Source organism: Actinoplanes sp. NBC_00393 (assembly GCF_036053395.1).
Lineage (GTDB): Bacteria > Actinomycetota > Actinomycetes > Mycobacteriales > Micromonosporaceae > Actinoplanes.
Genome location: NZ_CP107942.1, coordinates 5,069,032 through 5,094,970, shown reverse-complemented (window position 1 = coordinate 5,094,970; position 25,939 = coordinate 5,069,032). Strand labels below are relative to the sequence as shown.

The 25,939-nt window shown below is 69.6% G+C and carries 24 protein-coding genes; 15 read left to right on the top strand and 9 right to left on the bottom strand.

All coding sequences use genetic code 11. The features are described from left to right. Complete coding sequence (locus OHA21_RS23895) at positions 1-1,542, top strand: family 4 glycosyl hydrolase (protein WP_328477198.1); 1,542 nt, start codon at positions 1-3, stop codon at positions 1,540-1,542. Positions 1,543-1,684: 142 nt separating this feature from the next. Next, entirely contained in the window at positions 1,685-2,020 is a 336-nt protein-coding gene (locus OHA21_RS23890; RefSeq protein ID WP_328477196.1) for a putative quinol monooxygenase, read from the top strand. 400 nt (positions 2,021-2,420) lie between these two features. Here OHA21_RS23890 and OHA21_RS23885 read toward each other — a convergent pair whose 3' ends face one another. Both OHA21_RS23885 and OHA21_RS23880 read right to left on the bottom strand, forming a co-directional pair. Next, a complete protein-coding gene (locus tag OHA21_RS23885) occupies positions 2,421-3,605 on the bottom strand; it encodes a fatty acid desaturase family protein (protein ID WP_328477194.1) in 1,185 nt (394 codons plus the stop codon). Positions 3,606-3,650: 45 nt separating this feature from the next. Next, complete coding sequence (locus tag OHA21_RS23880; protein WP_328477192.1) at positions 3,651-4,763, bottom strand: ferredoxin reductase; 1,113 nt, start codon at positions 4,761-4,763, stop codon at positions 3,651-3,653. Positions 4,764-4,838: 75 nt separating this feature from the next. Between OHA21_RS23880 and OHA21_RS23875 the strand changes: the two genes are divergently transcribed. The 7 genes from OHA21_RS23875 to OHA21_RS23845 all read left to right on the top strand — a co-directional run bounded on the left by OHA21_RS23875 (position 4,839) and on the right by OHA21_RS23845 (position 12,092). Further along, a complete protein-coding gene (locus tag OHA21_RS23875) occupies positions 4,839-6,026 on the top strand; it encodes a PucR family transcriptional regulator (RefSeq protein ID WP_328477190.1) in 1,188 nt (395 codons plus the stop codon). A gap of 396 nt (positions 6,027-6,422) precedes the next feature. Then, positions 6,423-7,127 (top strand): YqeB family protein, encoded by a 705-nt coding sequence (locus OHA21_RS23870; RefSeq protein ID WP_328477188.1) that lies wholly within the window; start codon positions 6,423-6,425, stop codon positions 7,125-7,127. Further along, a complete protein-coding gene (locus OHA21_RS23865; RefSeq protein ID WP_328477186.1) occupies positions 7,124-8,755 on the top strand; it encodes a sensor histidine kinase in 1,632 nt (543 codons plus the stop codon). The genes OHA21_RS23870 and OHA21_RS23865 overlap by 4 nt, the downstream gene beginning before the upstream one ends. Continuing rightward, on the top strand, positions 8,743-9,411 hold the full coding sequence (locus OHA21_RS23860) for a response regulator transcription factor (protein WP_328477184.1): 669 nt from the start codon (positions 8,743-8,745) through the stop codon (positions 9,409-9,411). Before OHA21_RS23865 ends, OHA21_RS23860 begins: the two co-directional genes overlap by 13 nt. A gap of 137 nt (positions 9,412-9,548) precedes the next feature. After that, a complete protein-coding gene (locus OHA21_RS23855; protein ID WP_328477182.1) occupies positions 9,549-10,532 on the top strand; it encodes a methionine ABC transporter ATP-binding protein in 984 nt (327 codons plus the stop codon). Beyond that, positions 10,529-11,185 carry a methionine ABC transporter permease gene (locus OHA21_RS23850; RefSeq protein ID WP_328477180.1) on the top strand — a complete coding sequence of 219 codons (657 nt, stop codon included), beginning with the start codon at positions 10,529-10,531 and terminating at the stop codon, positions 11,183-11,185. The genes OHA21_RS23855 and OHA21_RS23850 overlap by 4 nt, the downstream gene beginning before the upstream one ends. A gap of 58 nt (positions 11,186-11,243) precedes the next feature. Then, positions 11,244-12,092, top strand: coding sequence for a MetQ/NlpA family ABC transporter substrate-binding protein (locus OHA21_RS23845; protein ID WP_328477178.1), 849 nt, complete (start codon positions 11,244-11,246; stop codon positions 12,090-12,092). Between the two features lie 194 nt (positions 12,093-12,286). On the opposite strand, the gene OHA21_RS23840 is transcribed toward OHA21_RS23845, so the two are convergent. Beyond that, a complete protein-coding gene (locus OHA21_RS23840; protein WP_328477176.1) occupies positions 12,287-13,021 on the bottom strand; it encodes a lytic polysaccharide monooxygenase in 735 nt (244 codons plus the stop codon). 243 nt (positions 13,022-13,264) lie between these two features. Between OHA21_RS23840 and OHA21_RS23835 the strand changes: the two genes are divergently transcribed. Further along, positions 13,265-14,824 carry a beta-1,3-glucanase family protein gene (locus OHA21_RS23835; RefSeq protein ID WP_328478516.1) on the top strand — a complete coding sequence of 520 codons (1,560 nt, stop codon included), beginning with the start codon at positions 13,265-13,267 and terminating at the stop codon, positions 14,822-14,824. Positions 14,825-14,890: 66 nt separating this feature from the next. Here OHA21_RS23835 and ald read toward each other — a convergent pair whose 3' ends face one another. Further along, on the bottom strand, positions 14,891-16,006 hold the full coding sequence (ald, locus tag OHA21_RS23830) for an alanine dehydrogenase (protein WP_328477174.1): 1,116 nt from the start codon (positions 16,004-16,006) through the stop codon (positions 14,891-14,893). Positions 16,007-16,146: 140 nt separating this feature from the next. Here ald and OHA21_RS23825 point away from each other — a divergent pair, with 140 nt between their 5' ends. The 4 genes from OHA21_RS23825 (at position 16,147) to OHA21_RS23810 (ending at position 19,644) form a co-directional block, all read left to right on the top strand. Continuing rightward, positions 16,147-16,614, top strand: a complete 468-nt coding sequence (locus OHA21_RS23825; RefSeq protein WP_328477172.1) for an Lrp/AsnC family transcriptional regulator — start codon at positions 16,147-16,149, stop codon at positions 16,612-16,614. Next, positions 16,611-17,060 carry a hypothetical protein gene (locus OHA21_RS23820; protein ID WP_328477170.1) on the top strand — a complete coding sequence of 150 codons (450 nt, stop codon included), beginning with the start codon at positions 16,611-16,613 and terminating at the stop codon, positions 17,058-17,060. Before OHA21_RS23825 ends, OHA21_RS23820 begins: the two co-directional genes overlap by 4 nt. A gap of 18 nt (positions 17,061-17,078) precedes the next feature. Next, positions 17,079-18,338, top strand: a complete 1,260-nt coding sequence (locus tag OHA21_RS23815; protein WP_328477168.1) for a hypothetical protein — start codon at positions 17,079-17,081, stop codon at positions 18,336-18,338. Positions 18,339-18,402: 64 nt separating this feature from the next. Next, positions 18,403-19,644: an endonuclease/exonuclease/phosphatase family protein gene (locus OHA21_RS23810; protein WP_328477166.1), complete on the top strand. Its 1,242-nt coding sequence runs from the start codon at positions 18,403-18,405 to the stop codon at positions 19,642-19,644. Here the strand turns inward: OHA21_RS23810 and OHA21_RS23805 are convergent. The 5 genes from OHA21_RS23805 to OHA21_RS23785 are packed head-to-tail and all read right to left on the bottom strand — an operon-like array spanning position 19,631 to position 24,405. After that, on the bottom strand, positions 19,631-20,245 hold the full coding sequence (locus tag OHA21_RS23805) for a hypothetical protein (RefSeq protein WP_328477164.1): 615 nt from the start codon (positions 20,243-20,245) through the stop codon (positions 19,631-19,633). The two genes, OHA21_RS23810 and OHA21_RS23805, sit on opposite strands and share 14 nt — an antisense overlap. After that, the gene (locus tag OHA21_RS23800; RefSeq protein ID WP_328477162.1) at positions 20,242-21,078 is read right to left on the bottom strand and encodes a carbohydrate ABC transporter permease; all 837 of its coding nucleotides are present in this window, start codon (positions 21,076-21,078) and stop codon (positions 20,242-20,244) included. The genes OHA21_RS23805 and OHA21_RS23800 overlap by 4 nt, the downstream gene beginning before the upstream one ends. Continuing rightward, positions 21,078-22,055, bottom strand: a complete 978-nt coding sequence (locus tag OHA21_RS23795; protein ID WP_328477160.1) for a carbohydrate ABC transporter permease — start codon at positions 22,053-22,055, stop codon at positions 21,078-21,080. Before OHA21_RS23795 ends, OHA21_RS23800 begins: the two co-directional genes overlap by 1 nt. A 5-nt stretch (positions 22,056-22,060) precedes the next feature. Then, the gene (locus tag OHA21_RS23790; protein ID WP_328477159.1) at positions 22,061-23,371 is read right to left on the bottom strand and encodes an ABC transporter substrate-binding protein; all 1,311 of its coding nucleotides are present in this window, start codon (positions 23,369-23,371) and stop codon (positions 22,061-22,063) included. Positions 23,372-23,379: 8 nt separating this feature from the next. Then, positions 23,380-24,405 carry a LacI family DNA-binding transcriptional regulator gene (locus OHA21_RS23785; protein ID WP_328477157.1) on the bottom strand — a complete coding sequence of 342 codons (1,026 nt, stop codon included), beginning with the start codon at positions 24,403-24,405 and terminating at the stop codon, positions 23,380-23,382. A 214-nt stretch (positions 24,406-24,619) separates the two neighbouring features. Here OHA21_RS23785 and OHA21_RS23780 point away from each other — a divergent pair, with 214 nt between their 5' ends. Continuing rightward, positions 24,620-25,939 (top strand): Gfo/Idh/MocA family protein, encoded by a 1,320-nt coding sequence (locus tag OHA21_RS23780; protein WP_328477155.1) that lies wholly within the window; start codon positions 24,620-24,622, stop codon positions 25,937-25,939.

Sequence of the window (25,939 nt, the reverse complement as noted above, 5' to 3'; positions counted from 1 at the left end):
ATGCGACTGACAATTCTGGGTGGCGGCGGTTTCCGGGTGCCGCTGGTCTACCGGGCGCTGCTCGCCGACCGCCGGCGGACCGGCATCACCGAGGTCATGCTGCACGACGTCGATCCCGGCAGACTTGACGCGATCGGGCGGGTGCTCACCGCCCAGGCCCGCGACTTTCCCGACGCCCCGGCTGTGCTGACCAGCACCGACCTCGATACTGCTGTCACCGGCGCGTCGTTCGTGTTCTGCGCGATCCGGGTCGGCGGGCTCCGTGGCCGGGTCATCGACGAGCGGGTCGCCCTCGACGTGGGCGTGCTCGGCCAGGAGACCGTCGGTGCGGGCGGCATCTCCTACGGTTTGCGTACCGTGCCGGTGGCACTCCACATTGCCGAACGCATCGCCCGCCTGGCACCGGACGCCTGGACGATCAACTTCACCAACCCGGCCGGCCTGGTCACGGAGGCCATGGCCACTCGCCTCGGTGACCGGGTGATCGGCATCTGCGACTCACCGTCCGGCCTGGTCGACCGGGCGCTGCGCGCGGTCGGTGCTGACCCGGCTTCCGTACGCATCGACTATGCCGGCCTCAACCACCTCGGCTGGCTCTACGGCATCCACCCAGCCGGTGAGGCGCCGCCCGCTGTGCCGGCCCGTTCCCCTGGTGCGGTGCCCGGCTCTGTGCCTGGCCCATCGCCTGACCGTGCGTCAGCCCTCCTGCCCGGCGCAACGCCTGACCTTGCGTCGGCCCCCTTGCCCGGCGCAACGCCTGGGCGTGCGTCAGCCCTCCTGCCCGGCCATTCGCCTGACATTTTGCCTGGCCGCGTGCCCGGCGATCTGCTTGCTGGTCTGCTCGCGGACAAATCGCTCATCGAGACCACCGAGGAGGGGCGGCTGTTCGGCGCTGACCATCTACTTCGCCTGGGCGCCATCCCCAATGAGTACCTGCACTATTACTACGACCCGGCCGGCACGCTCGCCGCAGTCCGGGACGCGCCACAGACCCGGGGCGCCTTCCTGCTGGAGCAACAGCACCGCTGCTACGCCGAGATCGGGTCACCGGATCGGGAGCCACTCGAGGCCTGGCTCGGCGCCTGGCGGGAGCGGGAAGCCACCTACATGGCGGAGAACCGTGACCTCACCGGCGCCGGCGAGCGGGAGCACGACGAATCCCGCCCGGCCGGCTACGAGGGTGTGGCGCTCGCGGTGATGCGGGCTTTGGCCCACGACGAGCCGGCCACGCTGATCCTCAACGTCCGCAACCGCGGAACCCTCGCCGTGCTGGACGACGAAGCAGTGGTCGAGGTCCCGTGCACGGTGGACGCCCGAGGCGCCGCGCCCCACCGGGTGGCACCGCTGCCCGAGCACGGCGTGCCGCTGGTCCAGGCGGTCAAGACCGCCGAACGCGGCGTCCTGGAAGCGGTCAGCACCGGCTCACAGGCCGCCGCGGTACGCGCCATGGCCGCCCACCCCCTGGTCGGCGTGGAGTCAGTGGCCCGGCGCCTGATCGACGGTTACCGGGCGGAGTTCTCCGAACTCGCCTACTTGCGATGACCGCAGGTCGCTGGGTTGCGTTCCCGATTGCCCGGGCTCTGCCCTTCGAGTCTCCGGACCGCGATTCTCTTGAACCCGCGCCCTCGTCGGGAGCCGATCCGGCCGGAAATTGTCGGACCCTCGTGGCAGTCTGATCTCGCTGATGGAGGGCAGAGGGGGCGGCAGCATGTATGGGTATCTCGGCTCGATGAAGACCAAGCCCGGTCACCGGGACGAGGTGGTGTCGATCCTGCTCAGCGGGGCAGACGGGCTGCGGGCGGCCGGTTGCCATCTCTACGTCGTGGGTGTTTCGGAGACCGACGACCAGACCATCTGGGTGAGCGAAGTGTGGGAGAGCAAGGCCCACCATGACGGCTCGCTCCAGCTGCCCGAGACAAAGGCCGCCATCGGCAAGGCGATGCCCATGCTGACCGGCGAGTTCGACAGCCACGAGTTTGCGGTCGCCGGCGGTCTGGGCGTCCCATCCAGGCCGGCCTGAGCCGGTTCCGGTCCAACCTGGCTCATTCCGAGCCGGCCTGAGCCGTTGCGGTCCGGGCTGGCTCATTCCGGGTCGGCCTGAGCCGTTGCGGTCCGGGCTGGCTCATTCCGGGTCGGCCTGAGGCGTTGCGGTCCGGGCTGGCTCATCCCGGGTCGGCCTGAGGCGTTGCGGTCCGGGCTGGCTCATCCCGGGCCGGCCTGAGGCGTTGCGGTCCGGCTTGGCTCATCCCGAGCCGGTCTGACCGTCCGGGGTTGGCCTGACGCCGTGCCGCCGCCGCCCAGCAGGCCGGCCGAAGACGAACGCCGCCCCGGCAAGCGTGCCGCCGACCATGATTTCGGCCGGGAGGCAGGCCCGCCAGGGCGGCGGCTGAAAACGTCGGGCGGCTCAGACAGCCGCGGGCTCAGACAGCCGCGGGCTGCTCAGCCGGGTGGCGCGGCGGGATCGAGTGGTCGATCGCCTTGGCCGGCTTCCGGTTCGGCAGGGCCAGGCGGAACACCTTGGCCCAAGCCGACGCGACCTGCACGACCAGCGGTCCGCTCACGTAGTTCAGCTCGTACTTCTCGAACAACGCCCGCACCTTCGGCGCGATCTCTGCGTAGCGGCTGGCCGGCAGGTCGGGGAAGAGGTGGTGCTCGATCTGATGCGAAAGGTTACCGGTCATGACGTGCATGAGCTTGCTGCCGGAGATGTTCGCCGAGCCGAGCATCTGCCGCAGGTACCACTCGCCGCGGGTCTCACCGGTGATCGAGGTCCGCTCGAAGGTCTCCACACCCTTCGGGAAGTGGCCACACATGATCACCGAGTGGCTCCACAGGTTGCGGACCAGGCTGGCGACGGCGTTGGCCGCGAAGGTGCCGAGGAACGCGCCGAGCGGGTTGCCCATCAGGAAACCGACGGGGATGGCGAGGGCCGGGTGGACGACGTAATCCTTCAGCACCTGGCGGCGGATCTTGCGGCCGACGGCGCGCAGGTTCGCCCGGAAAGCCGGGTTGCTGCGCCGCTTCTTGGTCTTCAGGTTGCGGCCGAGCTCCAGGTCGTACGCGGCGATGCCGTACTCGAAGAAGCACGCGTTGATGAAGTTGTAGAGCGGCTGGCCGAGGTGCGCCGGCACCCACTTCTGCTGCTCGTCGACGCGCATGATGCCGTACCCGAGGTCGTTGTCGCGCCCGACCACGTTGGTGTACTTGTGGTGCAGCTCGTTGTGCGAGTGCTTCCACTGCTCGGCCGGGGACGCCGAGTCCCACTCCCACGTCGTCGAGTGGATCTTCGGGTCGCGCATGAAGTCGTACTGGCCGTGCAGGATGTTGTGGCCGATCTCCATGTTCTCGAGGATCTTGGAGATCGACAGGCCCGCGGTGCCGAGGATCCAGGCCGGCGGGAAGAGGGAGAAAAGCAGCAGCGCGCGGCTGCCCAGCTCGACGCGGCGCTGGATGGTGATCATCCGGCGGATGTACTTGGCGTCCTTCTCACCGCGGACGGCGAGCACCTCGTCCCGGATCGCGTCGAGTTCCCGGCCGATCTGCTCGATGTCCTCGGGGGTGAGGTGGGCGATCGGGTTGACTTCCTTGCGCTGCAGCGTGGTCACGGCTTCCTCGATTTCGTCGAAGGCGTCGGAGAAGGGGGGCGGGGGTCAGGCGTCGAACCGGCAGGGACCGGCGGCGGCCGAGATGCAGGTCTGAATGAGGACTTTGTCGCCGTCCACCTCGGTGGCGGTGGTGATCGTGCCGTCCCGGACGTCGCGGACGATGCCCTCGCGCATCGGGAGCACGCACTTGTAGCAGATGCCCATCCGGCAGCCGGACGGCATCAGCTGGCCGGCGGCCTCACCGGCGTCGAGGATGGTCGTGCCGCCAGTGGCCTCAGCGGTCGTCCCGGTGCGCTCGAAGGTGACCGTGCCGCCGTCGCCGGCGACCAGCACAGTCGGGCGGAACCGCTCGACGTGCAACCGGTCGGCGGCGCCCGCGTCGGTCCAGTGCGAGGTCAGGTCGTCCAGCATCTCGCCCGGTCCGCAGGCCCAGGTCTCCCGCTCGAACAGGTCGGGCACCAGCGAGGCGAGTTCGTCGGGCTTCAGGCGCCCGTCGGCCCCGGTGTGCCGCTCGATCAGGCGGATCCGGCCCGCCTCGGCGAGGGAGCGCAGCTCAGCGCCGAACACGACGTCCGACGGCGTGCGCGCGGAGTGCACGACGATCACGTCCTGCAGCGACGGCAGCGTGCTGCGCAGCATCCCCATCACCGGCGTGATGCCGCTGCCGGCGGTCACGAACAGCGCCTTGGGCGGCGGAGAGGCCGGCAGCACGAAGTCACCGGCCGGCAGGTCCAGGGTGACGATCATGCCGCGCCGGGCGTGCTTGAGCAGGTAACCGCTGACCACGCCGTCCTTGACCGCGTTGACCGTCACGGTGAACCGGCCGTCCTTGCGGCCGGCCGCGCTCGACACCGAGTAGGCACGCCACAGCCGTACCCCGTCGACGTCCACGCCGAGCCGCACATACTGTCCTGGCTGGTGCGGCTGCCAGTTGCGCCCGGGGCGCAGCTCCAGGGTGACCGCGTTCGCGGTCTCCCGGCGAACCGCCTCGATCCGGGCGCGCAGCACCGTGGGGTTGCGCAGGGGCGCGATGACGTCGAGGTAGTCGGCCGGCACCACCGGCGTCGTGATCAACTCGACGACTCGCCAGGCACCGTCGCGCAAAGTCCGGGTAACAGCCACGTGACCAAGCCTCCTGGTTCTGGCGGGCGAAGTCATGACCATGGGAAGTGAATCCGGGACGGCATAATTGTTCGCAGGGAACAAGAATCGGACCAAAGATGAGGAGTTCGCGTGAATAAACCTCTCCGCGACGTACGGTCCTATCGACTTCCTGCCGAAGTCGTCGATCCGCTGCGGCGTGGGCTGCCGGATGTGGCCGTGCAGACCATCGCGGCGATCACGATGGAGGTCCCCGCGTATGCCGAGGCCTTCGCGGGCGAACTCGGCCACAAGATCGAGAAGGCGGTGCAGGCCGCTCTCGGCACGTTCCTCAACCTGGTCTCCCGTCCGGGCGCCGATCCCGGAACTCCGCTGGCGGCGGCGCTCGAGGCGGCGTACGCGCTGGGCCGTGGTGAAGCCCGCTCCGGCCGCAGCCTGGATGCCCTGCTGGCGGCCTACCGCGTCGGCGCCCGGGTGGCGTGGCGTGAGCTGGCCGCGATCAGTGTCGGCACCGGGCAGCCGGCCGCGACCATCGCCGATTTCGCCGAGCTGGTGTTCGCCTACATCGACGAGCTGTCCGCGGCCAGTGTGGCCGGGCACGCCGACGAGCTCGCCGCCTCCGGCCGAATCCGGCTGCGCCACCTGCAGGAACTTGCGCAGACACTGGTCGCCGGCGAACCACCGCACATCGTCCAGGCCGCCGCCGAGCAGGCCGAGTGGACGCCGCCGCAGACCCTCACCGCGATCATGCTGCCGGAACGCTCCGCGCGCTGGGTGATCGATCTGCTCGACCCGCGTACCCTCCAACTCCCCGACGCCGTGCCCGACCTGCCCGGAATAACCGTCCTGCTGGTCCCCGATCCACAGGGCGCCTCCCGCCCACATCTCACCCGCCTGCTCTCCGGCCACAGCGCGATCATCGGCCCGGCCCGCCCCTGGCTCGAGGCGAAAAGCTCCCTGGACCGCGCGATCCGCGTCCACGACCTGAGCCCACCGGTCGCCGGCGCCGTGGTCGACACCGAGGACCACCTGGCCGGCGTGGTGGTCACCGCCGACCCCAGCGCCCTCGCCGACCTGCGGGCCCGAGCCCTCGCCCCGCTCTCCGGCGAACGCGGCGCCGCCGCCGCGAAACTCATCGAAACCCTCCGCAGCTGGCTCCTGCACCACGGCCGCCGCGACGACGTGGCCGCCGAGCTCTTCGTCCACCCACAAACCGTCCGCTACCGCATGGCCCGCCTCCGCGAGCTCTACGGCGACAAACTCCGCGACCCCCAGTGGGTGCTCGCGCTGACCATCGCCCTCGCGCTCCCCGAGACTTGACAACCCCTTCCCGGTACGCGAGTCGCAGTCCCCGAACACAGCTACGCGTCCCCGCTCAACCAGGCGACGTCCCTACCTGCTCCAGGCCGAAGCGCCCCCGCCGGGCTGAGCAGACAGAGACGAAGCCGACCGCGCCGCACTGCCAAGCAGGCAGAGACGAAGCCGACCGCGCCGCGCTGCTGAGCAGGCAGAGACGGCCGTGCTGCGCTGGGGCGGAAGCGGCCACGGCACAATCTGCCCTGCGGGGTGGGCATGGCCGCGCCGCAACGGCGGCCCGGGCATGCCCACTGGCGGCCGTGGGCGGGGACGGCCGGTCCCCGGGCGTAGACCAAAGTCGCGAACGGCCGACTTCGGTCGTCTGGCCTGCGGCTACCTGCCCGGCATAGCGTCGAGTCCGTGAGCAATCCCTTCCGGTCGGGCGGCGATTCGGCCGTCCTCACCTATTCCGGCGCGAGCCGGGCGCTAGTGCTGTTCGGGCCGGCGGCGCTCGGGCTGCTGCTTGCCCTGACCGTGCCGATGATCGCCCGGTGGGCGGTGGGCCTGGACATTCCGTTGCCGTTCGGGCCGGTCTGGCGGGTGGTCGGCTCGATGGACCGATGGTGGGAGGTGGCTGTGCAGGCGGCGATCCTCGTCGGCCTGGGCATTCTCGCCACGGTGGAGATCCTGCGCCGGTCGGCGCAGATCACGGTCGACGCCGAGCAGCTTTGCCTGGAGACCGGGGACGAGCGCCGCACCCTGCCTCGCGCCGACATCGAGGCGATCTACCGGGACGGGGACGCGCTGGTGGTGCTCGACCGCGAGTCGCGGCAGGTGTTCCGCGGCGAGACCCGGGCGGAGGCGGGGGTTCTGGAGAGGACGTTGCGGGAGTTCGGCTATCCGTGGCGCGACGCCGACCCGTTCGCCGAGCTGTACCACCCGTGGGTCCCGGAGACCGGCCTGCTCCCGGTGGCCGCCGAGGCCGTCATGTCGGCGCGCGCTGTCGCGCTGCGCAAGAAGGCCGGCAAGGAGGCCGGCGAGCTGCGCGACGCATTGCAAAAACTGGGGTACGCCGTCCGCGACGACGGCGACCGCCAGTTCTGGCGACCGCTGGTCCGCTCATGACAGAACGCCCCGACCACCCGCCCGCCGGCCAGGACCAGGCGAGCCTCGCGCTCAACCCGGCAGCGCCCGGCAGGCCGAACCCGAGCCAGCCGACGCCGCAGGCAGTTGCGCCGCAGGCGGTGGATGCGCGCAACGCGAAAGGAGCCGAGGCGGCCGTGCAGCAGGCTGTGAATGTGCGCGAGGCGGAAGGGTCGGAGGCGGTCGTGCAGCAGGCAGTGGATGCGCGCGAGGCGGAACGGTCTGATGCCGTTGCGCGGCAGGCGGTGGAGGCGCGCGATGTGGAACGGCCGGAGGCGGGTGCGCGGCAGGCCATGAATGCGCGCGGCATGGAAGGGGCGGAGGCAGCAGTCCTGGAAGGTTCGGCCTGGGAGAGTGGGGGCGCAACCGGTGAGCGGGCCGGGAGGATGGCCCGGTTGCGGGCCGCGGCGCGCTACCGGGCGGTCGACGTTCTCGCCATTCTGGTCTCCTGGTTCTTTGCGCTGGTTCTGGTCGGGGAAGCCGAGTCGATCGGCCGGATCAGCAGTGGTGAGGTGCTTCCGCTGCTCGCGCTCGGCTGGGTCACCTCGCTCGCTGTCTGGTGGCGGCGCAGCCACCCGGTCGCGATGGCTCTGATCATCGCGCCGGTCGGGCTGGTCACGGACGCTTCGGCCTACGCCGGGCTGGTGATCGTCTACACCCTGGTCACGCTGCGGCGTGGGCGGGTGGTCGCGCTGATTGTGCTGCTGCACCTGCTGATCGGGGTCGGCTACTCCTGGCGGCGGCCGGACCCGACGCTGGCCCTGCCCCTGCTCACCGAGCTGCTGCTGAGCGCTGCCCTGATCGCCGCGACCGTGGCGATCGCCGTCGCCGTGCGGTCGCGCCGTGAGCTGATCGTGTCGCTGCGGGAGCGTGCGGTGCGTGCCGAGGAGGCGGCGCGGCTGCGGGCGGAGCGGCTGCGGGCGCTCGAGCGGGAAAGCATTGCGCGGGAGATGCACGACGCCCTCGCGCACCGGATCTCCATGGTCAGCCTGCACGCCGGGGCGCTGCAGATCCGGCCGGACCTGTCGCCCGAGGAGGTGGCGAAGGCGGCCGGGACCATCCGGGACAGCGCCCACCACGCCCTGGAGGACCTGCGGGAGATCCTCGGCGTGCTGCGCGCCGGCGCGGGCGACGGCCTGCGGCCGCAGCCCGATCTGGGCCATCTGGGTGATCTGGTCGCCGAGGCACAAAACGCGGGCGTACGCGTGGAAGTCTCCAATTTCCTCGACGACGGAAACGGCGGAGGCAGCGGGAACGGCGGGGGCGTCGGAAACGGCGGAGTCGGTAGAGGCGGCGAAGCAGTCGGCCCCTCCCTGGGCCGCACCGTTTATCGCCTCGTGCAGGAAGGCCTCACCAACGCCGGCAAGCACGCGCCGGGCGTACCCGTGCGCCTGGTGTTGGAAAAGACAGCCCTGGGTGAGCTGCATGTGGAGATCTCGAACCCGTTGCCGGGCACGCCCGCGGCGGGCGTGCCGGGGGCCGGCGCTGGGCTGGTGGGGCTGGCTGAGCGGGTGGAGTTGCTCGGCGGGCGGCTGCGGCACGGGGTGCGCGCCGACCCGCGTACCGGGCTCGGTTTTCATCTGGAAGCCTGGCTGCCGTGGCAGAACTGATCCGGGTGCTGATCGCCGATGACGACCCGCTGGTGCGGGTGGGGCTCTCCATGGTGCTGGGCGCCGGGCCGGACCTGCAGCTCGTGGGGGAGGCAGGCGACGGCGCCGAGGCGGTCGAGGCGGCCCGGCGGTTGCGGCCGGACGTGGTGCTGATGGACATCCGGATGCCGCGGATGGACGGTCTGGCCGCGACCGAGGAGCTGCGGCGCGACGGCCCGTTCCCGGCGATCGTGGTGCTGACCACGTTCGACACCGATGAGCATCTGCTCGGCGCGCTGCGGCTGGGGGCGAACGGGTTCCTGCTGAAGGACATCGCGCCGACCGAGATCCTGGACGCGGTGCGGCGCGCGGCGGCTGGCGAGTCCATCCTGGCGCCGTCGGTCGTGCCCCGTTTGATCGGGTATGCGGTGGGGCGGGACGGGGAGGAGCAGCGCCCGGACCGGGCCACGCAGGCCGCGTCGAAGCTGGAGCGGCTCACCGAGCGTGAGCGGGAGGTGGCCGAGGCGGTGGCGACCGGGCGGTCCAACGCGGAGATCGGCGCCGAGTTGCACATGAGCGTGCCGACGGTGAAGGCGTACGTGTCCAGGCTGCTGGACAAGCTGGGCTGCGCGAACCGGGTGCAGGTGGCGATCCTGGTGCACGAAGCGAGTAGTTGAAAGTTACAAAACCCGTGAGGGTCGTTACATCCGGTGGTACCCGGCGGGGAAGGCGACTAGCGTTGTGCCCACTGCAAAGCCCATTGACTGAGTAGGTTTTGCGACGTACGTCACAACTGCTGACCAGGGTGTTTCACGTGATCGAAATAAGCGGGCTTCGTAAGACGTACCGCTCGAAGGTCGGCGATGTCGTCGCCGTCGACGGCGTGGACCTCACTGTCGGCGAGGGCGAGGTCTACGGCGTTCTGGGCCGCAGTGGCGCCGGCAAGAGCACACTGCTGCGCTGCGTCAGCATGCTGGAGCGCCCGGACGCCGGCACGGTCACCGTGGACGGGGTCGAGCTGACCTCGCTGCGCCGCAAACCGCTGCGGCTGGCCCGGCACAACATCGGCATGATCCACCAGCATTTCGCCCTGCTCTCGTCACGGACCGTGGCGGGCAACGTCGCGTTCGCCCTGGAGGTCACCGGCGTGCCGCGGGCCGAGCGGCAGACCCGGGTCGCGGAGCTGCTCGACCTCGTCGGGCTGACCGAGCGCGCGAAAGCGTACCCCGCTCAGCTCTCCGGCGGTCAGAAGCAGCGGGTGGGCATCGCCCGCGCGCTGGCCGCGCGGCCGAACGTGCTGCTCTCCGACGAGGCCACCTCGGCGCTCGACCCGGAGACCACCGAGTCGATCCTGCGCCTGCTGCTCGACCTGAACCGGCGGCTCGGCCTGACCATCTTGCTGATCACCCACGAGATGACCGTGGTGAAGCGGATCTGCACGTCGGCCGCGGTGATGCGGGACGGCCGGTTCGTCGAGTCCGGCCGGGTCGCCGACCTGCTCCAGCACTCGGACTCGGAACTGGCCCGCGACCTGTTCCCGCTGGACGCCCCAGCCGGGTTCCCGGACGCGACGGTCGTCGACGTGACGGTCAGCGGCGCCGACGCGGACGCCCCGATCATCGCTGACCTGGCCCGCCGTTTCGACATCGACGTGCGGATCCTCGGCGGCGCGGTGGAGTCGCTGGCCACCACCCGCGCCGGTCGCTGGCGGCTGGCCCTGCCCGGCGACGCGGACGACAACCGTAAGGCGCTCGACTACCTGCGGGAGCGGGGCGCACAGGTAGGGGTGCCGGCATGACCTGGTCCGAAACGTTCGAGCTGCTCGGGCCGGCGCTGCAGGAGACGGTCTGGATGGTCGGCCTCGCGTCGCTGTTCACCGCGATCGGCGGCCTCGTGATCGGCGTGCTCTTCGTGCTCACCGAGCGCGGCGGCCTGCTGCCGGTCCCGCGGCTGAACGCGGTTCTCGGCCTGATCGTCAACCTGGGCCGCTCGGTCCCGTTCCTCATCCTGATGGTTGCGATCATGCCGTTCACCCGGCTGGTCGTCGGCACGAGCATCGGCACCGAGGCGGCCATCGTCCCGCTGACCGTCGGGGCCATCCCGTTCTTCGCGCGCATCGTCGAGACGGCGCTGCGCGAGGTGCCCGCCGACGTGGTCGCCGCCACCATCGCGATGGGCGCCACCCGCCGGGAGATCGTCGGCAAGGTGTTGCTCCGCGAGGCGCTGCCCGGTCTGATCTCGGGTTTCACCATCACGATCATCGCGATCATCGGTTACTCCGCGATGGCCGGCACGGTCGGCGGCGGTGGCCTCGGCGCCCTGGCCGTCATCTACGGCTATCAGCGCTTCGAGACCAACGTGATGATCGCGACGGTGGTGGTGCTGGTGCTCCTCGTCCAGCTCATCCAGATGATCGGCGACCTCCTCGCCCGCAGGCTGTCGCACCGCTGACCGCGCACGTCCCCCCGCTGCTTCCCGTCCGTCCCATTTCCTGTATCTCCTATCGAATTTGAAGCCAGAAAGGTCGTTCCTGATCATGCGCCGCCGCTCGCTCGCCGCCGTCCTGGCCGCCGCCACCCTCGTCCTGGGCCTGGGCGCCTGCGGTTCGGACGACGAGTCGTCGTCCTCGTCCTCGGACACCCTCAAGATTGGTGTCAGCCCGGTCCCGCACGGCGAGATCCTCAAGTACGTCTCGGACAACCTGGCCGCCGCCGAGGGCCTGAAGCTGGAGATCGTCGAGTTCGACGACTACATCCAGCCGAACATCGCCCTGCAGGAGAAGCAGCTCGACGCCAACTACTTCCAGCACATCCCGTACCTGGAGGAGGAGGTCGCGTCGAAGGGCTACAAGTTCACCGCGCTCAAGCCGGTGCACATCGAGCCGCTCGGCGTCTACTCCAAGAAGGTCAAGAGCCTCACCGAGGTGCCGGACGGCGGCGTCGTCGCCATCCCGAACGACCCGTCGAACTCGGGCCGCGCCCTCAACCTGCTCGCCAAGAGCGGGCTGATCACGCTCAAGGACGGCGTCGGCGTCAAGGCGACCGAGAAGGACATCGCTACCAACCCGAAGAACCTGGAGTTCAAGGCGCTCGACGCGGCCCAGCTGCCGCGCAGCCTCGAGGACACCGCGATCTCGGTGATCAACGGCAACTACGCGATCGAGACCGGCCTCAAGCCGGCCACCGACTCGCTCGCTCTGGAGAGCGGCGACGACAACCCGTACGCCAACCTGGTCGTCGTCCGCACCGGTGAGGAGAACGACGCCCGCGTCGCCAAGCTGGAGAAGCTGCTGCATTCCGAGGACGTCAAGAAGTTCATCACCGACAAGTACCAGGGATCCGTGCTCGCCGCCTTCTGAGGTGCTCGGCTGACGCCCAGCGTTGCCTCCGGACCCGTGAGGCAGCGCTGGGCGTCAGCCGCTTTGTTTGGCTGACGTCCAGCGTTGCTTGCGGGCCCGTGAGGCAGCGCTGGGCGTCAGCCGCTGTGCTTGGCTGACGTCCAGCGTTGCTTGCGGGTCCGTGAGGCAGCGCTGGGCGTCAGCCGGGGTGCTGGTTACAGGGCCTTGGCCAGGGCTGCTGCTGCGGTGAGGGAGCTACACGCGCCCTGGTCGGCCCAGACGTCCGCCGAACCCGGCGTCTCGCCCTGGGTCCACCACTTGGCCCGGTAGATGCGGCCGTTGTGCGACACCGTATTGCCACCGACGTAGACCGCGCTCGCGCTCCACGCTGAGGTTCCCGAGCAGCCGGTCGGCGGCGGGTTCGTGCCACCGCCACCACCGGTGCCACCGATGTTGACGTCGATGCAGGAGTAGAAGGCGTTGGCCGTGTCGGAGATGGTCCAGACGGCGAGGATCTTCTGCCGGCCGGAGAAGCCGCTCAGGTTGATGGTGTGCGACAGCGTGGCCGGGGGCTGCTGGTTGTTGCCGCTGAACGAGCCGACCCGGGTGCCGCCGATGAAGTACTCCCAGCCGGTGGTCGCGTGCCGGGCCGTGTTGATCCAGGTCAGCGTCAGCGAGGTGCCGACGTTGGTGGCCGGCCAGCCGCGGCCGTCGTCGTTGAGCTCGGCGAACTGGGCGTTGTTGCCGTGACAGTTCCGCAGGTTCTTCGGGCCCTCGACGCTCTGCGGCTCGTACTTGATCTGACCGCAGGCGACCACGCCGCGAGCGCAGTTGGCCTGCCGGCTGGGCGGGTTGGAGACGTAGCCGTGTGCCGCGGCGGGTGAGGCCACCAGGAGCGATCCGGCGGCACCGACGAGAGCGACCGCTAACGTGGCGATCAACTTGCGCATGTGTCACTCCTCTTAACGATGAGCATCGATTGATGGGTGTGACAGGAATATAAAGCAAGCTTTCCTAACAGAAAAGGGCTGTGCTGATATGTGCCGATTTCCCGGCCGCCAAGTGATCGCCGCCCATCTATTGACATACGTTGTTAACAAATCCACTGTTGTGAGAGCGCTCTCTAAGCTCCCCAACAGCGGAATCGAGGTTCCCTCGTGCGTACGATCCTGCGCGCCCTCGCCGCACTGGCCATGACCATCCCGGTCGCGGCCGCGGTATCCCCACAAGCAGCCCAAGCCATCGGCCCGGCCCTGCTGCCGGTGACCGTCGCCAACAGCACCGGTCGCGGCGAAGCCGTCCACCTGTACGTGATCGGCGTCCAGCTCTCCTCCGGCCGGCTCGGCTACGTCAACCAGGCCGGCACGTTCAGCCCCTGGACCGGCGGCGCGCTGCCCCCGGCGCCCGCACCCGACGTGTCCATCCCCGGCGCCGCCAACGGCGGCAGCACCCGGATCAACTTCCCGCGGGGGTTCTCCGGCCGGGTCTACATGTCGATGGGGGAGAAGCTGAAGTTCTTCCTCACCCCGGACGGCCTGGTCCAGCCCGCGCCGTGGGCCGCCGGCGACCCCAACGCCAACATCCTGTTCGACTGGAGCGAGTTCACCTACAACGACGCCGGGCTGTGGCTGAACAGCTCGCAGGTCGACATGTTCGCCATCCCGCACGCGGTCACCGTCACCGGCGCGAGCGGCCAGACCAAGCGGACCGGTGACGTGGTCGCGAACGGCCGGGACAACGTCATCAACACGTTGCGCAACACCGCCGGCTGGCAGAACACGGTCCGTACCCGTTCCGACGGCACGGTTCTGCGGGTGCTCGCCCCGGGCAAGGCGGCCGGCGCGGGCCTGATGAGCGCGAACTACCTCGACCCGTACATCGCGTCGGCGTGGAACGCGTACACCGGCAAGACACTGACCGTGGTGCCGTTCGGCGACCAGCCCAACACCCGCTACTTCGGCCGGACCTCGGGCAACGTCATGAACTTCACCAACGCCGCGGGCACCCGGGTCGCGTCCTTCAACCGCCCGTCGTCGTCCAGCGTCTGGGGCTGTGACGGCGACCTTCCGGCGCCGAACGACCAGGTGGTCGGGCCGATCTCCCGGACGCTCTGCGCGGCGCTCAACCGCGGCACGCTCGGCACCATCGATACCCAGCCGAGCACCAACGCGAACGACTTCTACAAGAGCAACCCGACCAACGTGTACGCCAAGGTGATCCACCAGAACATGACGGACGGCAAGGCGTACGCCTTCGCCTTCGACGACGTCGGCGCGTTCGAATCGCTGGTCCACGACGGCGACCCGCGCTCGGCGAGCATCATCCTGTCGCCGTTCACCGGCGGCGGCGGGCCGGCCAACCCGGGCACCGGCGCGGTCTCGCTGATCAGCAACCTGAACAACAAGTGCATCGACGTCCCGAACGCCAACTTCGCCGACGGTGTCCAGCTGCAGATGTGGACCTGCAACAACTCCAACGCCCAGAAGTTCACCTTCACCGGCGGCACGCTGCAGAGCCAGAACAACAAGTGCGTGGACGTCGCCTGGGGCTCCACCGCCAACGGCGCGATCATCCAGCTCGCGACGTGCAGCGGCAACCCGGCGCAACAGTTCGTCCATCAGAGCAACGGCACGCTGCGTAACTCGCAGTCCGGCCGCTGCATCGACATCGACGCGTGGAACGCCAACGACGGCGCCAAGCTGCTGCAGTGGGACTGCCACGGCGGCGCCAACCAGACGTTCCGCCGCGGCTGACAAGAAAGTGGCTGGTTAACAGGGCTGTTCCCGCAACGCGGAAACGACCCTGTTAACCAGCCCGGGTCAGGCCAGGACCGAGCTGACGGTCTCGGTGGGGAGGCCCACGGCCTTACCGACCAGGTCGTTGGTGAGGGCGCCGGCGTGCGTGTTCAGGCCGAGCGCCAGCGCCGGGTCCGCCCGCAGGGCGTCGCGCCAGCCGAGGTCGGCGAGGCGCAGGACGTACGGAAGGGTGGCGTTGGTCAGCGCGTAGGTGGAGGTGTTCGGCACCGCGCCGGGCATGTTGGCCACGCAGTAGAAGACCGACTCGTGCACCTGGTAGACCGGGTTCTCGTGGGTGGTCGGCCGCGAGTCCTCGAAGCAGCCGCCCTGGTCGATGGCGATGTCGACCAGCACCGAGCCGGCCTTCATCCGCTTCACCAGGTCGTTGCTGACCAGCGTCGGCGCCTTCGCGCCGGGCACCAGCACCGCGCCGATCACCATGTCGGCCTCCAGGACCGACTGCTCGATCGTGTACGCGTTCGACACCAGCGTCTTGACCCGTCCACCGAACTGCGCGTCGATCTGCCGCAGCCGGGGCAGGCTCAGGTCGAGGATGGTCACGTCGGCGCCGAGGCCGAGCGCGATGGTCGCCGCGTTCACCCCGGAGACGCCGCCACCGATCACGGTGACCTTGGCCGGCGCGACGCCCGGCACACCGCCGGGCAGGACACCGCGGCCTCCGCTGTTGCGCATCAGGCTGTACGCGCCGACCTGCGGGGCGAGCCGCCCGGCGACCTCGGACATCGGGGCGAGCAGCGGCAGCGACCCGTCCGCGAGCTGCACGGTCTCGTACGCGATGGCGGTGGTCCCGCTGTTCAGCAGCGCCTTGGTGCCCTCGGCGTCGGCGGCGAGGTGCAGGTAAGTGAACAGGACCTGCCCGGCGCGCAGCCGGTGGTACTCCTCGGCGATCGGCTCCTTGACCTTGAGCACCATGTCGGCCGCGTCCCACACCGCGTCGGCGTCGGGGAGGATCTGCGCGCCGGCTGCGAGGAAGTCCTCGTCGGTGATCGCCGACCCGGCGCCCGCGCCGGCCTGCACGACGACCTCGTGGCCGTGGCGTACCGCTTCGACCACGCCGGCCGGGGTGATCGCCACCCGGTACTCGTGGTTCTTCACTTCTTTCGGCACACCGATGCGCATGGGACCTTCCCTTTCGAGGGCGACGACGTCGTTGTCTGTTGGCGATAGGGTGGAACGATGTGCAGCATTCAGGCAAGACGAGCGAACGAGATTCTGTTCGTAACATCGCAGGCGCAGATTCTGCGGGCGGAAGCGCAACGATGACCGACCTGCCGAAGGATGTTCGAGGTCTCGACGAGATCGATCTGGAGCTGCTGAGCCTGCTGCGCGCCGACGGCCGGATGCCGAACAACGCTCTCGCCGACCGGGTCGGCATCGCCCCGTCGACCTGCCTGACCCGTGTGCGGCGGCTGCGCGAGATCGGCGCGATCCGCGGCTTCCACGCCGACGTCGATCCGGCCTGGATCGGGCGGCCGATCCAGGCGATGATCGCGGTGCGGATCCGCTCCGACGCCCGGGACGCGATCGGCAAGTTCGCCGAGTCCCTCGCCGGGATCCCCGCGGTCCGCGACGTCTACTTCGTCTCCGGTTCCTACGACTTCCTGCTGCACGTCGCCGCCGCCGACGTCGACGACCTCCGCTCGGTGATCACCGAACGGCTCAGCGGCACCCGCCTGATCGCCGGCACCGAGACGTACCTGATCTTCGAGCATCGGAGGGGCGCTTGAGACGCGTACCGTTGCTGGTCCTCTTGATTCTTCTGGCCGGTTGCGGAAGCGACGACAAGGCCGGGTTCGGCCACCTGGACATGGACGACCTGCGAGCCTCGTCGTGGAGCGGGCAGTTCACCGGCCCGGCCCAGCAGATGCGGGCCCGGCTGACCGTCGAGGCGAACGGTTGCGTCAACGTCGTCGTCGACGGCGTGGAGCGGCATCCGTTCTGGCCGGACGGCACCGAGGTCGCAGAGGACCCGGACGATTTCGAGCGGTATCTCGTCGATCTGCCCGGTGACCTGAGGCTGGCCACTGGCGACGAGTTCACCGCGTCGGGCATCGTCGCCGCGACCCCGGCGCCGAGCACCGATCCCGCCGGCAAGGCGGAGAGCCTGCTGGGTTTCTGCGGTGTCGAGGCCGCGCCGGTCGCCTTCCCGGACGCGGCGACCTTCGTAACTTGATCATCTATGCTCGCCGCCGTGAATGCCGGTAAGCCCCCGAAGATTGTGGCGACGACCGCTGCCGTGATCGCTACCGCGGCGGTCGTCCTGTTGTTCGGCGGCTTCGCTGTCTGGTTCAACGGGTGGAGTCCGGCGGCGCCCGGCATGCTTTCCGGAGGAGATGCGGAGGCCGCCGACCGTGAGCCCGGTGCCGGCACGCTGCCGGCCCGGCTCGGCGCACCGGGAGTCTGGACCGCCGACGGTGAACAACACCCGATCGGCGCCGCCTCGGTGCTGTACTCGTCGAACACCTGGTACTTCGACGGTTCCGACTGGTACCTCGGCCTTGTCGGGAAGAAGTCGGACACGTATCGGGTGCTTGATCTGATGGGCGCCGCGGGGATGTCGTCGGTCCTGGCACCCGCGGGGGACCGCCTCGCCGTTCCCGACGGGATCGTCGATCTGGCCGGCGGCCGGCTCAGCGAATACCCGGCGCAGCTACGGGAACTCGTGGTCGATCCGCAGGCCTGGTCCCCGGACGGGACCATGCTCGCCGTGCTGACCAGCACCGAGCAGGAGAACGAGCTGCGCTTGCTCGAGGTCGCCACCGGAAAGATCCGCGACATCGCGCCGCTGAGTTTCCTGGGCGCGCTGCACGGCTGGACCGTGGCGTTCTCCCCGGACGGCGGCCGGCTCGCCTATCAGGTGGAGGACCGGATCCGGGTGGTGCCGCTGAACGGCGGCAACCCGCAGGACTACGAGATCCCGCCGGGCGCACGGCTCGCGGGCAAGGGCGCCTGGCAACCGGACGGCAAGGGGCTACTGGTGGTCGCCGGCGCGGAGTGCGACTGCGGTGACTACCCGATGCGCTGGACCGTCACCACCGTGCCGATCGGCGCCGCCGCAGCGCCGCCGGCCTGGACTGTGGACGGCGCCTACGCGCTCCGGGTGCTCGGCTGGTCGGCCGGCCGGCCGGTGGCGGCCGAGTACACGGCGGTCGACGGCACCCCGCCGGCGACGTTTGCCGACGAGGCGAGCCGGTTCGGGCTGACCAGCCAGGACCACATCCAGTCGGTGCGGCTCGTCGAGCTCGGCACCGGCCGGGTGCTGCTGGAGTCGGACAGCGGGGCCGAATCGATCGACGTGGCGGATGCGGTGCTCGCGGGCGGCGCTACCCGGCCGGGCGATCCGATGCTGGTCGACGCCGACTTCCTTCTTCTCGCTCCGATCGTGCTGCTCGGCGCCTCGATCGCCACGCTGGTGACGCTCTCCGTGTGGCGCCGGGCGACCGGTGGATGAAACTCCGATGCCGAAACGATGATCACCGTTGCGCCGCGTGCCGACCGTCCGATAGGGAAGGTGCATGAGGCGACTTCTTGCGGCCGCGGCATGCGCGGCGGCACTCGGCACGACCATCGGCGCGGCACCGGCGAGCGCCGGCGGCAGGCATGACGACGTCCGGTTCGCGACCTACAACCTGTCGCTGAACCGGCCGGCGCAGGGCCTGCTCCGCGAGCACCTGGCGAACCCGGACGTGGACGACGTCTACCGCCGTCAGGCGAAGAACGTCGCCGAGGTCATCCAGCGGTCCGCGCCGGACGTGGTGCTGCTCAACGAGTTCGACTACGACCCGGAGGCGGCGCGGCTGTTCGCGGAGAACTTCCTCGCGGTCTCGCAGAACGGCGCTCGGGCGCAGCGGTACCCGTACCGGTACGTGGCACCGTCGAACACCGGCATCTCGTCGGGCTTCGACCTGAACAACAACGGCGTCGTCGACACCACCCCGGGCGACCAGGCGTACGGCGACGACTCCTTCGGCTTCGGCCTGTTCCCCGGCCAGTACGGCATGGTCGTGTACTCGAAGTACCCGATCGACCGGTCCGCGATCCGCACCTTCCAGCTGTTCAAGTGGAAGGACATGCCGGGCAACCTGCTCCCGGCCGACTTCTACTCGCCCGAGGAGCAGGCGGTCCTGCGGCTGTCGTCGAAGAGCCACTGGGACGTACCGGTGAAGGTCGGCCGCAGGACCGTGCACTTCCTGGTCTCGCACCCGACGCCGCCGACCTTCGACGGCCCGGAGGACCGCAACGGCCGGCGCAACCACGACGAGATCCGGTTCTGGGCCGACTACATCACCCCGGGCAAGGGCTCCTATGTGTACGACGACCGGGGCCGCCGCGGTGGCCTGCGGAAGGGCGAGCTCTTCGTCATCGCCGGCGACCAGAACGCCGACCCGGCCGACGGCGACTCGTACGACGACGCGATCCACCAGCTCACCGAGCACCCGCTGATCAACACCCGGACCACGCCGGCCAGTGCCGGTGCGGCCGAGGCCACCACGCTGCAGGGCGGCGCGAACCTGGCCCACACCGGTGACCCGCGGTTCGACACCGCCGACTTCGCCGACACCGCGCCGGGCAACCTGCGCGCCGACTACGTGCTGCCGCGGGTGAACATCAGGATCACCGGTTCCGGCGTGTTCTGGCCGGTGCGCTCCGACCCGCTGTCGCGGCTGAGCGGCGTCTACGACCCGGCGTGGGCGGCGGTCAACGGCTTCCCGACCTCTGACCACCGCCTCGTCTGGGCCGACCTCAAGCTGCGCTAGAACCGGCCAGGCGGTCGCTGATCACGTGCGCGGCGAACAGCTGGAAGCCGATGACCAGCGGAATCGTCGCGGGAACGGTCAGCGCCAGGAAGAACGCCAGCACACCGGCGAGGGCCGGAGCAAGCGCCGTCCAGGGCTTGGTGGTCGCCGACTGCCAGGCCCAGGCCGCGGCCTCGCGCAGCGGCCGGGACGGCTCCCGGCCGATCGCGACGACGGTCAGGGTGGCGAACCCGGCGAGGAAGACGCCCACCGCGGCGGTCGCGGTGAACAGCACCGGGCCGCCCGGCACCCAGCGCCGGCTGATCGCCACCAGGTCGACCAGCAGCGCCACGGCGACCAGCAGCACCGGGATACCGGGCAGGATCATCCGCCGGTACAGGGTCAGCAGTGGGCGTACCGGCGGCAGGCTGCCCGTGGTGTAGCGGTGCCGGATCGCCGCCGAGCCGGCCGCCAGCGCCGCCGGTGCGGTCAGCACCGGCAGCGCGGCGACGGTGGTCAGGAAGCCGATCAGCGCCAGGTCGGTGGCCAGGGCCAGCCGTTCCCGCCAGTCCGGCCGGGCCGACGGCGCCTCCTCCTGCGGCCAGTTCGGAACCACGGTCATCCCTTGAGGCCCGTCGTGTTGATGCCCTCGACCAGCATCCGCTGGAAGGCCACGAAGAACAGGAAGACCGGGAGCAGCGACAGCACCGACATGGCGAACATCGGGCCCACCGCGGACTGGCCGGACGAGTCGATGAACAGCGTCAGCGCCACCGGAGCGGTGTACTTCTCCAGGTCGGACAGGTAGACCAGCTGCCGGAAGAAGTCGTTCCAGGTCCAGATGAACGAGAAGATCGCGGTGGAGACCAGGGCCGGCCGCGAGAGCGGCAGGATCACGTGCCGGAAGACTCCGTACGCGGTACAGCCGTCGATCTTCGCCGCGTCGTCCAGCTCCCGCGGCACACCCCGCATGAACTGCACCATCAGGAAGACGAAGAACGCCTCGGTGGCCAGCAGCTGCGGGACGATCAGCGGCGCGTACGGCCAGTCGCCGCCGACCCAGCCGAACGTCTTGAACATGACGAACTGCGGGACGATCAGCACGTGCCCGGGCAGCAGCAACGTGCCGATCATGATGGCGAACCAGAAGCCCCGCAGCCGGAACTTCAGCCGGGCGAAGGCGTACGCCGCCAGCAGGCAGGAGATGCAGTTCGCCACCACGGTGAGGCCGGCGACCATCGCGCTGTTGAAGAAGAACCGCCCGAAGGCGACGTCGAAGTGTCCCCACCCGTCGGTGTAGTTGCCCGGGGTGAACGTCTGCGGGAACACCGACATGTTGTTGAGCACCTCGTCGGGCGCCTTGAAGGAGCTGCCGAGCATCCACACCAGCGGGTAGAGCACGATCACCGAGAGCAGGACCAGTACGGCCGGCCTGCCCAGGCGCTGGAGGGTCATCAGTCTTCTCCGTCCGAGTAGTGCACCCAGAACTTGCCGGTGCGGAAGATCACCGCGGTGACCAGCCCGATGCTGAGCAGGAAGACCCAGGCCATCGCCGAGGCGTAGCCCATCTGGTACTCGTTCCAGCCCTTGATGTAGAGGTGCAGCGTGTACATCAGGGTCGAGTCGACCGGGCCGCCGGTGCCGTTGCTCAGCACGAAGGCCGAGGTGAAGCCCTGGAAGCCGTTGATCGTCTCGAGCACCAGGTTGAAGAAGATGACCGGGGACAGGATCGGCAGGGTGACCGCGAAGAACTTGCGGACCGTGCCGGCGCCGTCCACCGACGCCGCCTCGTACAGCTCGAGGGGCACCTGCTTCAGGCCGGCCAGGAAGATCACCATCGGGGCGCCGAACTGCCAGACGGCCAGCAGGATCAGCGTGCCGAGCGCGAAGTCCGGGTCGTTGACCCAGGCCTTGCCCTCGATGCCGAACCAGCCGAGGAACGAGTTGAACGCGCCGTCGCGGTTGAACATGTTGACCCAGACGATCGCCAGCGCGACGCTGCCACCCAGCAGCGAAGGCAGGTAGAACAGGCCCCGGAAGATCCCGGCGCCGCGGAACGACCGGTTGAGCAGCAGTGCCACGCCGAGCGCGGCGGCGAGCTTGAGCGGGGTGGCCACCAGGGCGAACACCAGGGTGACCCGGACCGCGTGCCAGAAGGACGGGTCCTCGGTGAACATCGTGCGGTAGTTGTCCAGCCCGACCCACTCCATCGACTCCCAGTCGGAGAGCACGTCGTAGTTGGTGAAGCTGAGGTAGAGCGACATCAGCATCGGGACCGCTGTGATGGTCAGCAGCCCGAGCAGCCAGGGGGAGAGGAAGATGTAGCCGGCCGCGCCGTCGGACTTGTGCCGGGCGGGCCGGCCCCGCCGCTGGGAAGCGGCGGGACCGGCGGGCGGCCGGGTCGGCGTCTGCCGGGCCGTCGTTGTTGCCACTGGACTCACCGGCTGATCGCGGCCTGGCTGGCGGCGAAGAACTGCTCGGCGGCCTCGGCGGGGGTGGCGCGGCCGTACTGGGCCTCCTCGGCGGCCTTGATCAGCTCGGAGCGCACGGTGCTGTGGCCCTTCGGCGGGACGGTCGGGGCCGGGCCGAAGTTCTTGGCCAGCTCACCGACGACCTCGATGGTCTGCTTCATCGACGGGTTGTCGGTGGAGGCGGCGACCTGGGTACGGATGTCGAGGTTGGACGGCAGGCCCCGGTCGGTGCCGAGGATCTTGCCGACCTCCGGGTCGTTGGCCAGGAAGTTCAGCACATCCACTGCGGTGTCCTTGTGCTCGCTGCCGCGGTAGACCGAGAAGTACATCGAGGACCGCGGCCACTGCTTCGTCGCGTCACCCGGGTACGCGATCACGCCGAGCTGGTCCTTGGTGTTCTTCTGCAGCTCGGGCATCTGGTTCGCCCAGACCCAGGAGGTGAGCGCCTTGCCGGTGACCACCAGCTGCTTCGTGACGTCGGTGGCGTTGCCCTCGTGGATCACGTCCGGGGTCGGGGTGGCCTTGCTGTCCCGGCCGCCCTTCCACAGCTCGAACCACTTCTGCACGTCTTCCTTCGTGAAGCCGAGCTGGTTGCCGTTGTACATCTCTTTGCCCTGCTGGCGCAGCCACACCCAGAACGCCTTGTAGTCGGCGCTCGGGTCCTGGGTGCCGGCCACCTTGGTCTTCGCCGCCGCGTCCTTGGCCCAGGCGATGTGCTCCTCCCAGCTCTGCCCGGTGGTGGGCAGCGGCACCTTCGCGGCCTCCAGCTTGGTCTTGTTGTAGACCAGGCCCTGGGTGTTCTCACCGAAGGACAGGCCGGCCAGCTTGCCGTCGACGGTGCCGTACTCGATCAGGCCCTTCGGGAACTTCGAGGTGTCCAGCTTGCCGGACTGCTGGTAGGAGGCCAGATCGAGGGTGACGTTGCGGGTCGCGTACTCCGCGAGGTAGTTGTCGTCGATCTGGAAGATGTCCGGCGCGTCGTCGCCGGCGGTGAGCGTCGCCAGCTTGTCGAAGTAGCCCTGGTTGGCCTGCCAGGTCTTCTTGAACGTGACGTTGGGGTGCTTGGCGGTGTAGAGGTCGAGGGCCTTCTCGGTGAGCTCGGCGCGGGCCTCGCCACCCCACCAGAAGAAGCTCAGCTCGACGTTGCCGTTCTCACCGGACGACTCGTCGCCGTCGCCGCAGGCGCCGAGCGCCAGCGGAAGGGCGAGCATGCCGGCGACGAGGCCACTCAGGACACGGCGGCGTGTGGGGTGGGCGAAGGACTTGGGTGCGGTCATGCTTGTCGTCACTCCTTGACGGTTGCGGCTACCTCTGCGGTGGTCGCGGCGGCCGGGGTGAGGGGCCCGGGGCCGGTGGAGTTGCGAATGATCAAGTCGGTCCGGAGGGTGACCTGTCCGGTAGCGCCGTCGTCGCCCTGCTGGAGCAACATGTCGACGGCGGCACGCCCGGCTGCTGCGGTCGGGTTCGCCACGGTGGTGAGCTTCGGGCGGACCAGGCCGCTGTAGGCGATGTCGTCGATGCCGATGACGCTGACCTGCCCGGGCACCGCGATGTCACGGTCCTGCAGTGCCTGGAGCAGGCCGATCGCCATCAGGTCGTTGTAGGCCAGCACCGCGGTGGCGCCGGTGGCGAGAACCGCCTCGGCAGCCGCGGCGCCGGCCTCCTCGACCGGCTGGTTCGGGCCGAGGATGGTCAGCTCCGCCCCGGCCGCGCGGGCGGTGGCCCCGGCGGCCCGGCGGATCTCCCGGTTGGTCCACGAGCCACGGGGACCGGCCAGGTAGACCAGGTGGTCGTGGCCCAGGTCGAGCAGGTGACGGACTGCCTGACGGGCGCCGTGCCCCACATCCATGACCACCGCCGGAAGGCCGGTGATCATGCGGTTGATGACGACCAGCGGCACCTCGCGGCGGAGTTGCTCTATCTGCTCGTCGCTCATCCGGGGACTGCACAGCAGGATCCCGTCGACCTGCTTGGCCAGTGCCTGCACCAACTCGGCCTCGACGATCGGGTCCTCGTCGGTGTCGGCGACGAAGACGTGGTAGTCGCGCCGCCGGGCGTGGGTCTCGGCCGCCTTGATCAGGGGCGGGAAGAACGGGTTTGCGATGTCGGCCACGATCAGGCCGATGTTGTGGGTGCGTCCGGTGATCAGTGCCCGGGCCGCCCGGTTCGGGCGGTAACCGAGCTGCTCCGCGGTGGCCAGCACCCGGGAACGGGTCTCGGGGTTGACCAGGTGCGGCGCGGAGAAGGTGCGCGACACCGTGGAGATGTGCACGCCGGACGCCCTTGCGACGTCCCGGATCGTCACGGCCACGGTGCCTCCTTGCCAGCGGTGATGTGACCCGGATCTCTCCGGTGGAGCCATTAATGCAAACGGTTGCTGGCGTGTCAACGCCCTTCGATGTCGATCTTGTCATGGGAGCGTTACTCAATCGCCTTAAAACTGGACAAATATGGACTGGACATTGACTTGAGTCTCGGTCTGCTCCCTAATCTGTTGCAAACGTTTGCCGAATGGAGGTGACGGAATGTCGTTGTCACCCCGCCGCCGGTATGCCCTCGTGGGCGCCGGCGCACGGGCCGGTCTCTTTCTCCGGGCGCTCACCACCGACCACGCCGACGTGGCCGAACTGGTGGCCCTGGCCGACACCAACCCGGCCCGGCCGGCCGTCCACAATGCCCGTCTCGGCGCATCGGTCCCGGTCTACGACGCGGCCGACTTCGCCGACATGCTCAAGCGCGAGCGGGTGGACGTCGCCCTGGTCACGACCGTGGACCGGTACCACGACCACTACATCGCGGCGGCCCTGGACGCCGGCTGCGACGCGATCACCGAGAAGCCGATGACCGTCGACGTGGCCGGCACCCGGCGCATCCTCGACGCGCAGCGGCGGACCGGGCGCGACGTGCGGGTCACCTTCAACTACCGCTACAACCCGCTGCACGAGGCGGTGAAGCGGATCCTCGCCTCCGGCGAGATCGGTGAGATCGGGTCGGTGCACTTCGAGTGGCTGCTCGACGTGCGGCACGGCGCCGACTACTTCCGGCGCTGGCACCGCGACAAGGCCAACTCCGGGGGCCTGCTGGTGCACAAGGCCAGCCACCACTTCGACCTGGTCAACTGGTGGCTCGCCGACGAGCCGGAGCAGGTGTTCGCGGCCGGGCGGCTGTTCTTCTACGGCGACCAGGGCCGGCGGCACGGCTACGCCCGGGACTACGCACGGGCCCACGGCGCCGCGGCGGCCGAGGGTGACCCGTTCGCGTTGCGGCTCGCCGACGAGCCCGCGATGCGGGAGCTCTACCTGGAGGCTGAGAAGCACGACGGCTACCACCGCGATCAGAACGTGTTCGCCGGTGGGGTGTCCATCGAGGACGACATGGCGGTGCTGGTCCGCTACGCGGGCGGCGCGTCGATGAGCTACCACCTCACCGCATACGCGCCGTGGGAGGGCTATCGGGTCATGTTCAACGGCAGCAGGGGCCGGCTCGAGCTCGAGGTCGTGGAGAGCGACCACGTCTCGCCGTCCGCGGCCGCCGGGGTCAAGGGTGAGCCGGGCGCGGAGTCGACTGCCGAGCAGGGGTCGAGGCGTCTGCTGGTCCGGCCGTACTGGGCGCCGCCGCGTGAGGTGGCCGTCGAGGGGTACACCAGGGGTGGCCACGGTGGCGGCGACGTACGCATGCTCGCCGATCTCATCCGTCCCACCGATACGGTCGACCCATTGGGGCGGACGGCCGGAGCCATCGACGGGGCTCAGGCTCTGTTGACCGGCCTGGCCGGCAACGAGTCGCTGGCCACCGGCGAGGCCGTACGCGTCAAGAACCTCCTCGACCTGTCCGAATACCGCTAG

Coding starts and splice junctions, on each gene's coding strand:
- OHA21_RS23890 (WP_328477196.1), top strand. CDS start 1,685: ATGGAGGGCAGAGGGGGCGGCAGCATGTATGGGTATCTCGGCTCGATG.
- OHA21_RS23810 (WP_328477166.1), top strand. CDS start 18,403: ATGAGGCGACTTCTTGCGGCCGCGGCATGCGCGGCGGCACTCGGCACG.
- OHA21_RS23800 (WP_328477162.1), bottom strand. CDS start 21,078: ATGACCCTCCAGCGCCTGGGCAGGCCGGCCGTACTGGTCCTGCTCTCG.
- OHA21_RS23825 (WP_328477172.1), top strand. CDS start 16,147: ATGACCGACCTGCCGAAGGATGTTCGAGGTCTCGACGAGATCGATCTG.
- OHA21_RS23790 (WP_328477159.1), bottom strand. CDS start 23,371: ATGACCGCACCCAAGTCCTTCGCCCACCCCACACGCCGCCGTGTCCTG.
- OHA21_RS23880 (WP_328477192.1), bottom strand. CDS start 4,763: ATGACTTCGCCCGCCAGAACCAGGAGGCTTGGTCACGTGGCTGTTACC.
- ald (WP_328477174.1), bottom strand. CDS start 16,006: ATGCGCATCGGTGTGCCGAAAGAAGTGAAGAACCACGAGTACCGGGTG.
- OHA21_RS23840 (WP_328477176.1), bottom strand. CDS start 13,021: ATGCGCAAGTTGATCGCCACGTTAGCGGTCGCTCTCGTCGGTGCCGCC.
- OHA21_RS23780 (WP_328477155.1), top strand. CDS start 24,620: ATGTCGTTGTCACCCCGCCGCCGGTATGCCCTCGTGGGCGCCGGCGCA.
- OHA21_RS23865 (WP_328477186.1), top strand. CDS start 7,124: ATGACAGAACGCCCCGACCACCCGCCCGCCGGCCAGGACCAGGCGAGC.
- OHA21_RS23850 (WP_328477180.1), top strand. CDS start 10,529: ATGACCTGGTCCGAAACGTTCGAGCTGCTCGGGCCGGCGCTGCAGGAG.
- OHA21_RS23805 (WP_328477164.1), bottom strand. CDS start 20,245: ATGACCGTGGTTCCGAACTGGCCGCAGGAGGAGGCGCCGTCGGCCCGG.
- OHA21_RS23895 (WP_328477198.1), top strand. CDS start 1: ATGCGACTGACAATTCTGGGTGGCGGCGGTTTCCGGGTGCCGCTGGTC.
- OHA21_RS23835 (WP_328478516.1), top strand. CDS start 13,265: ATGACCATCCCGGTCGCGGCCGCGGTATCCCCACAAGCAGCCCAAGCC.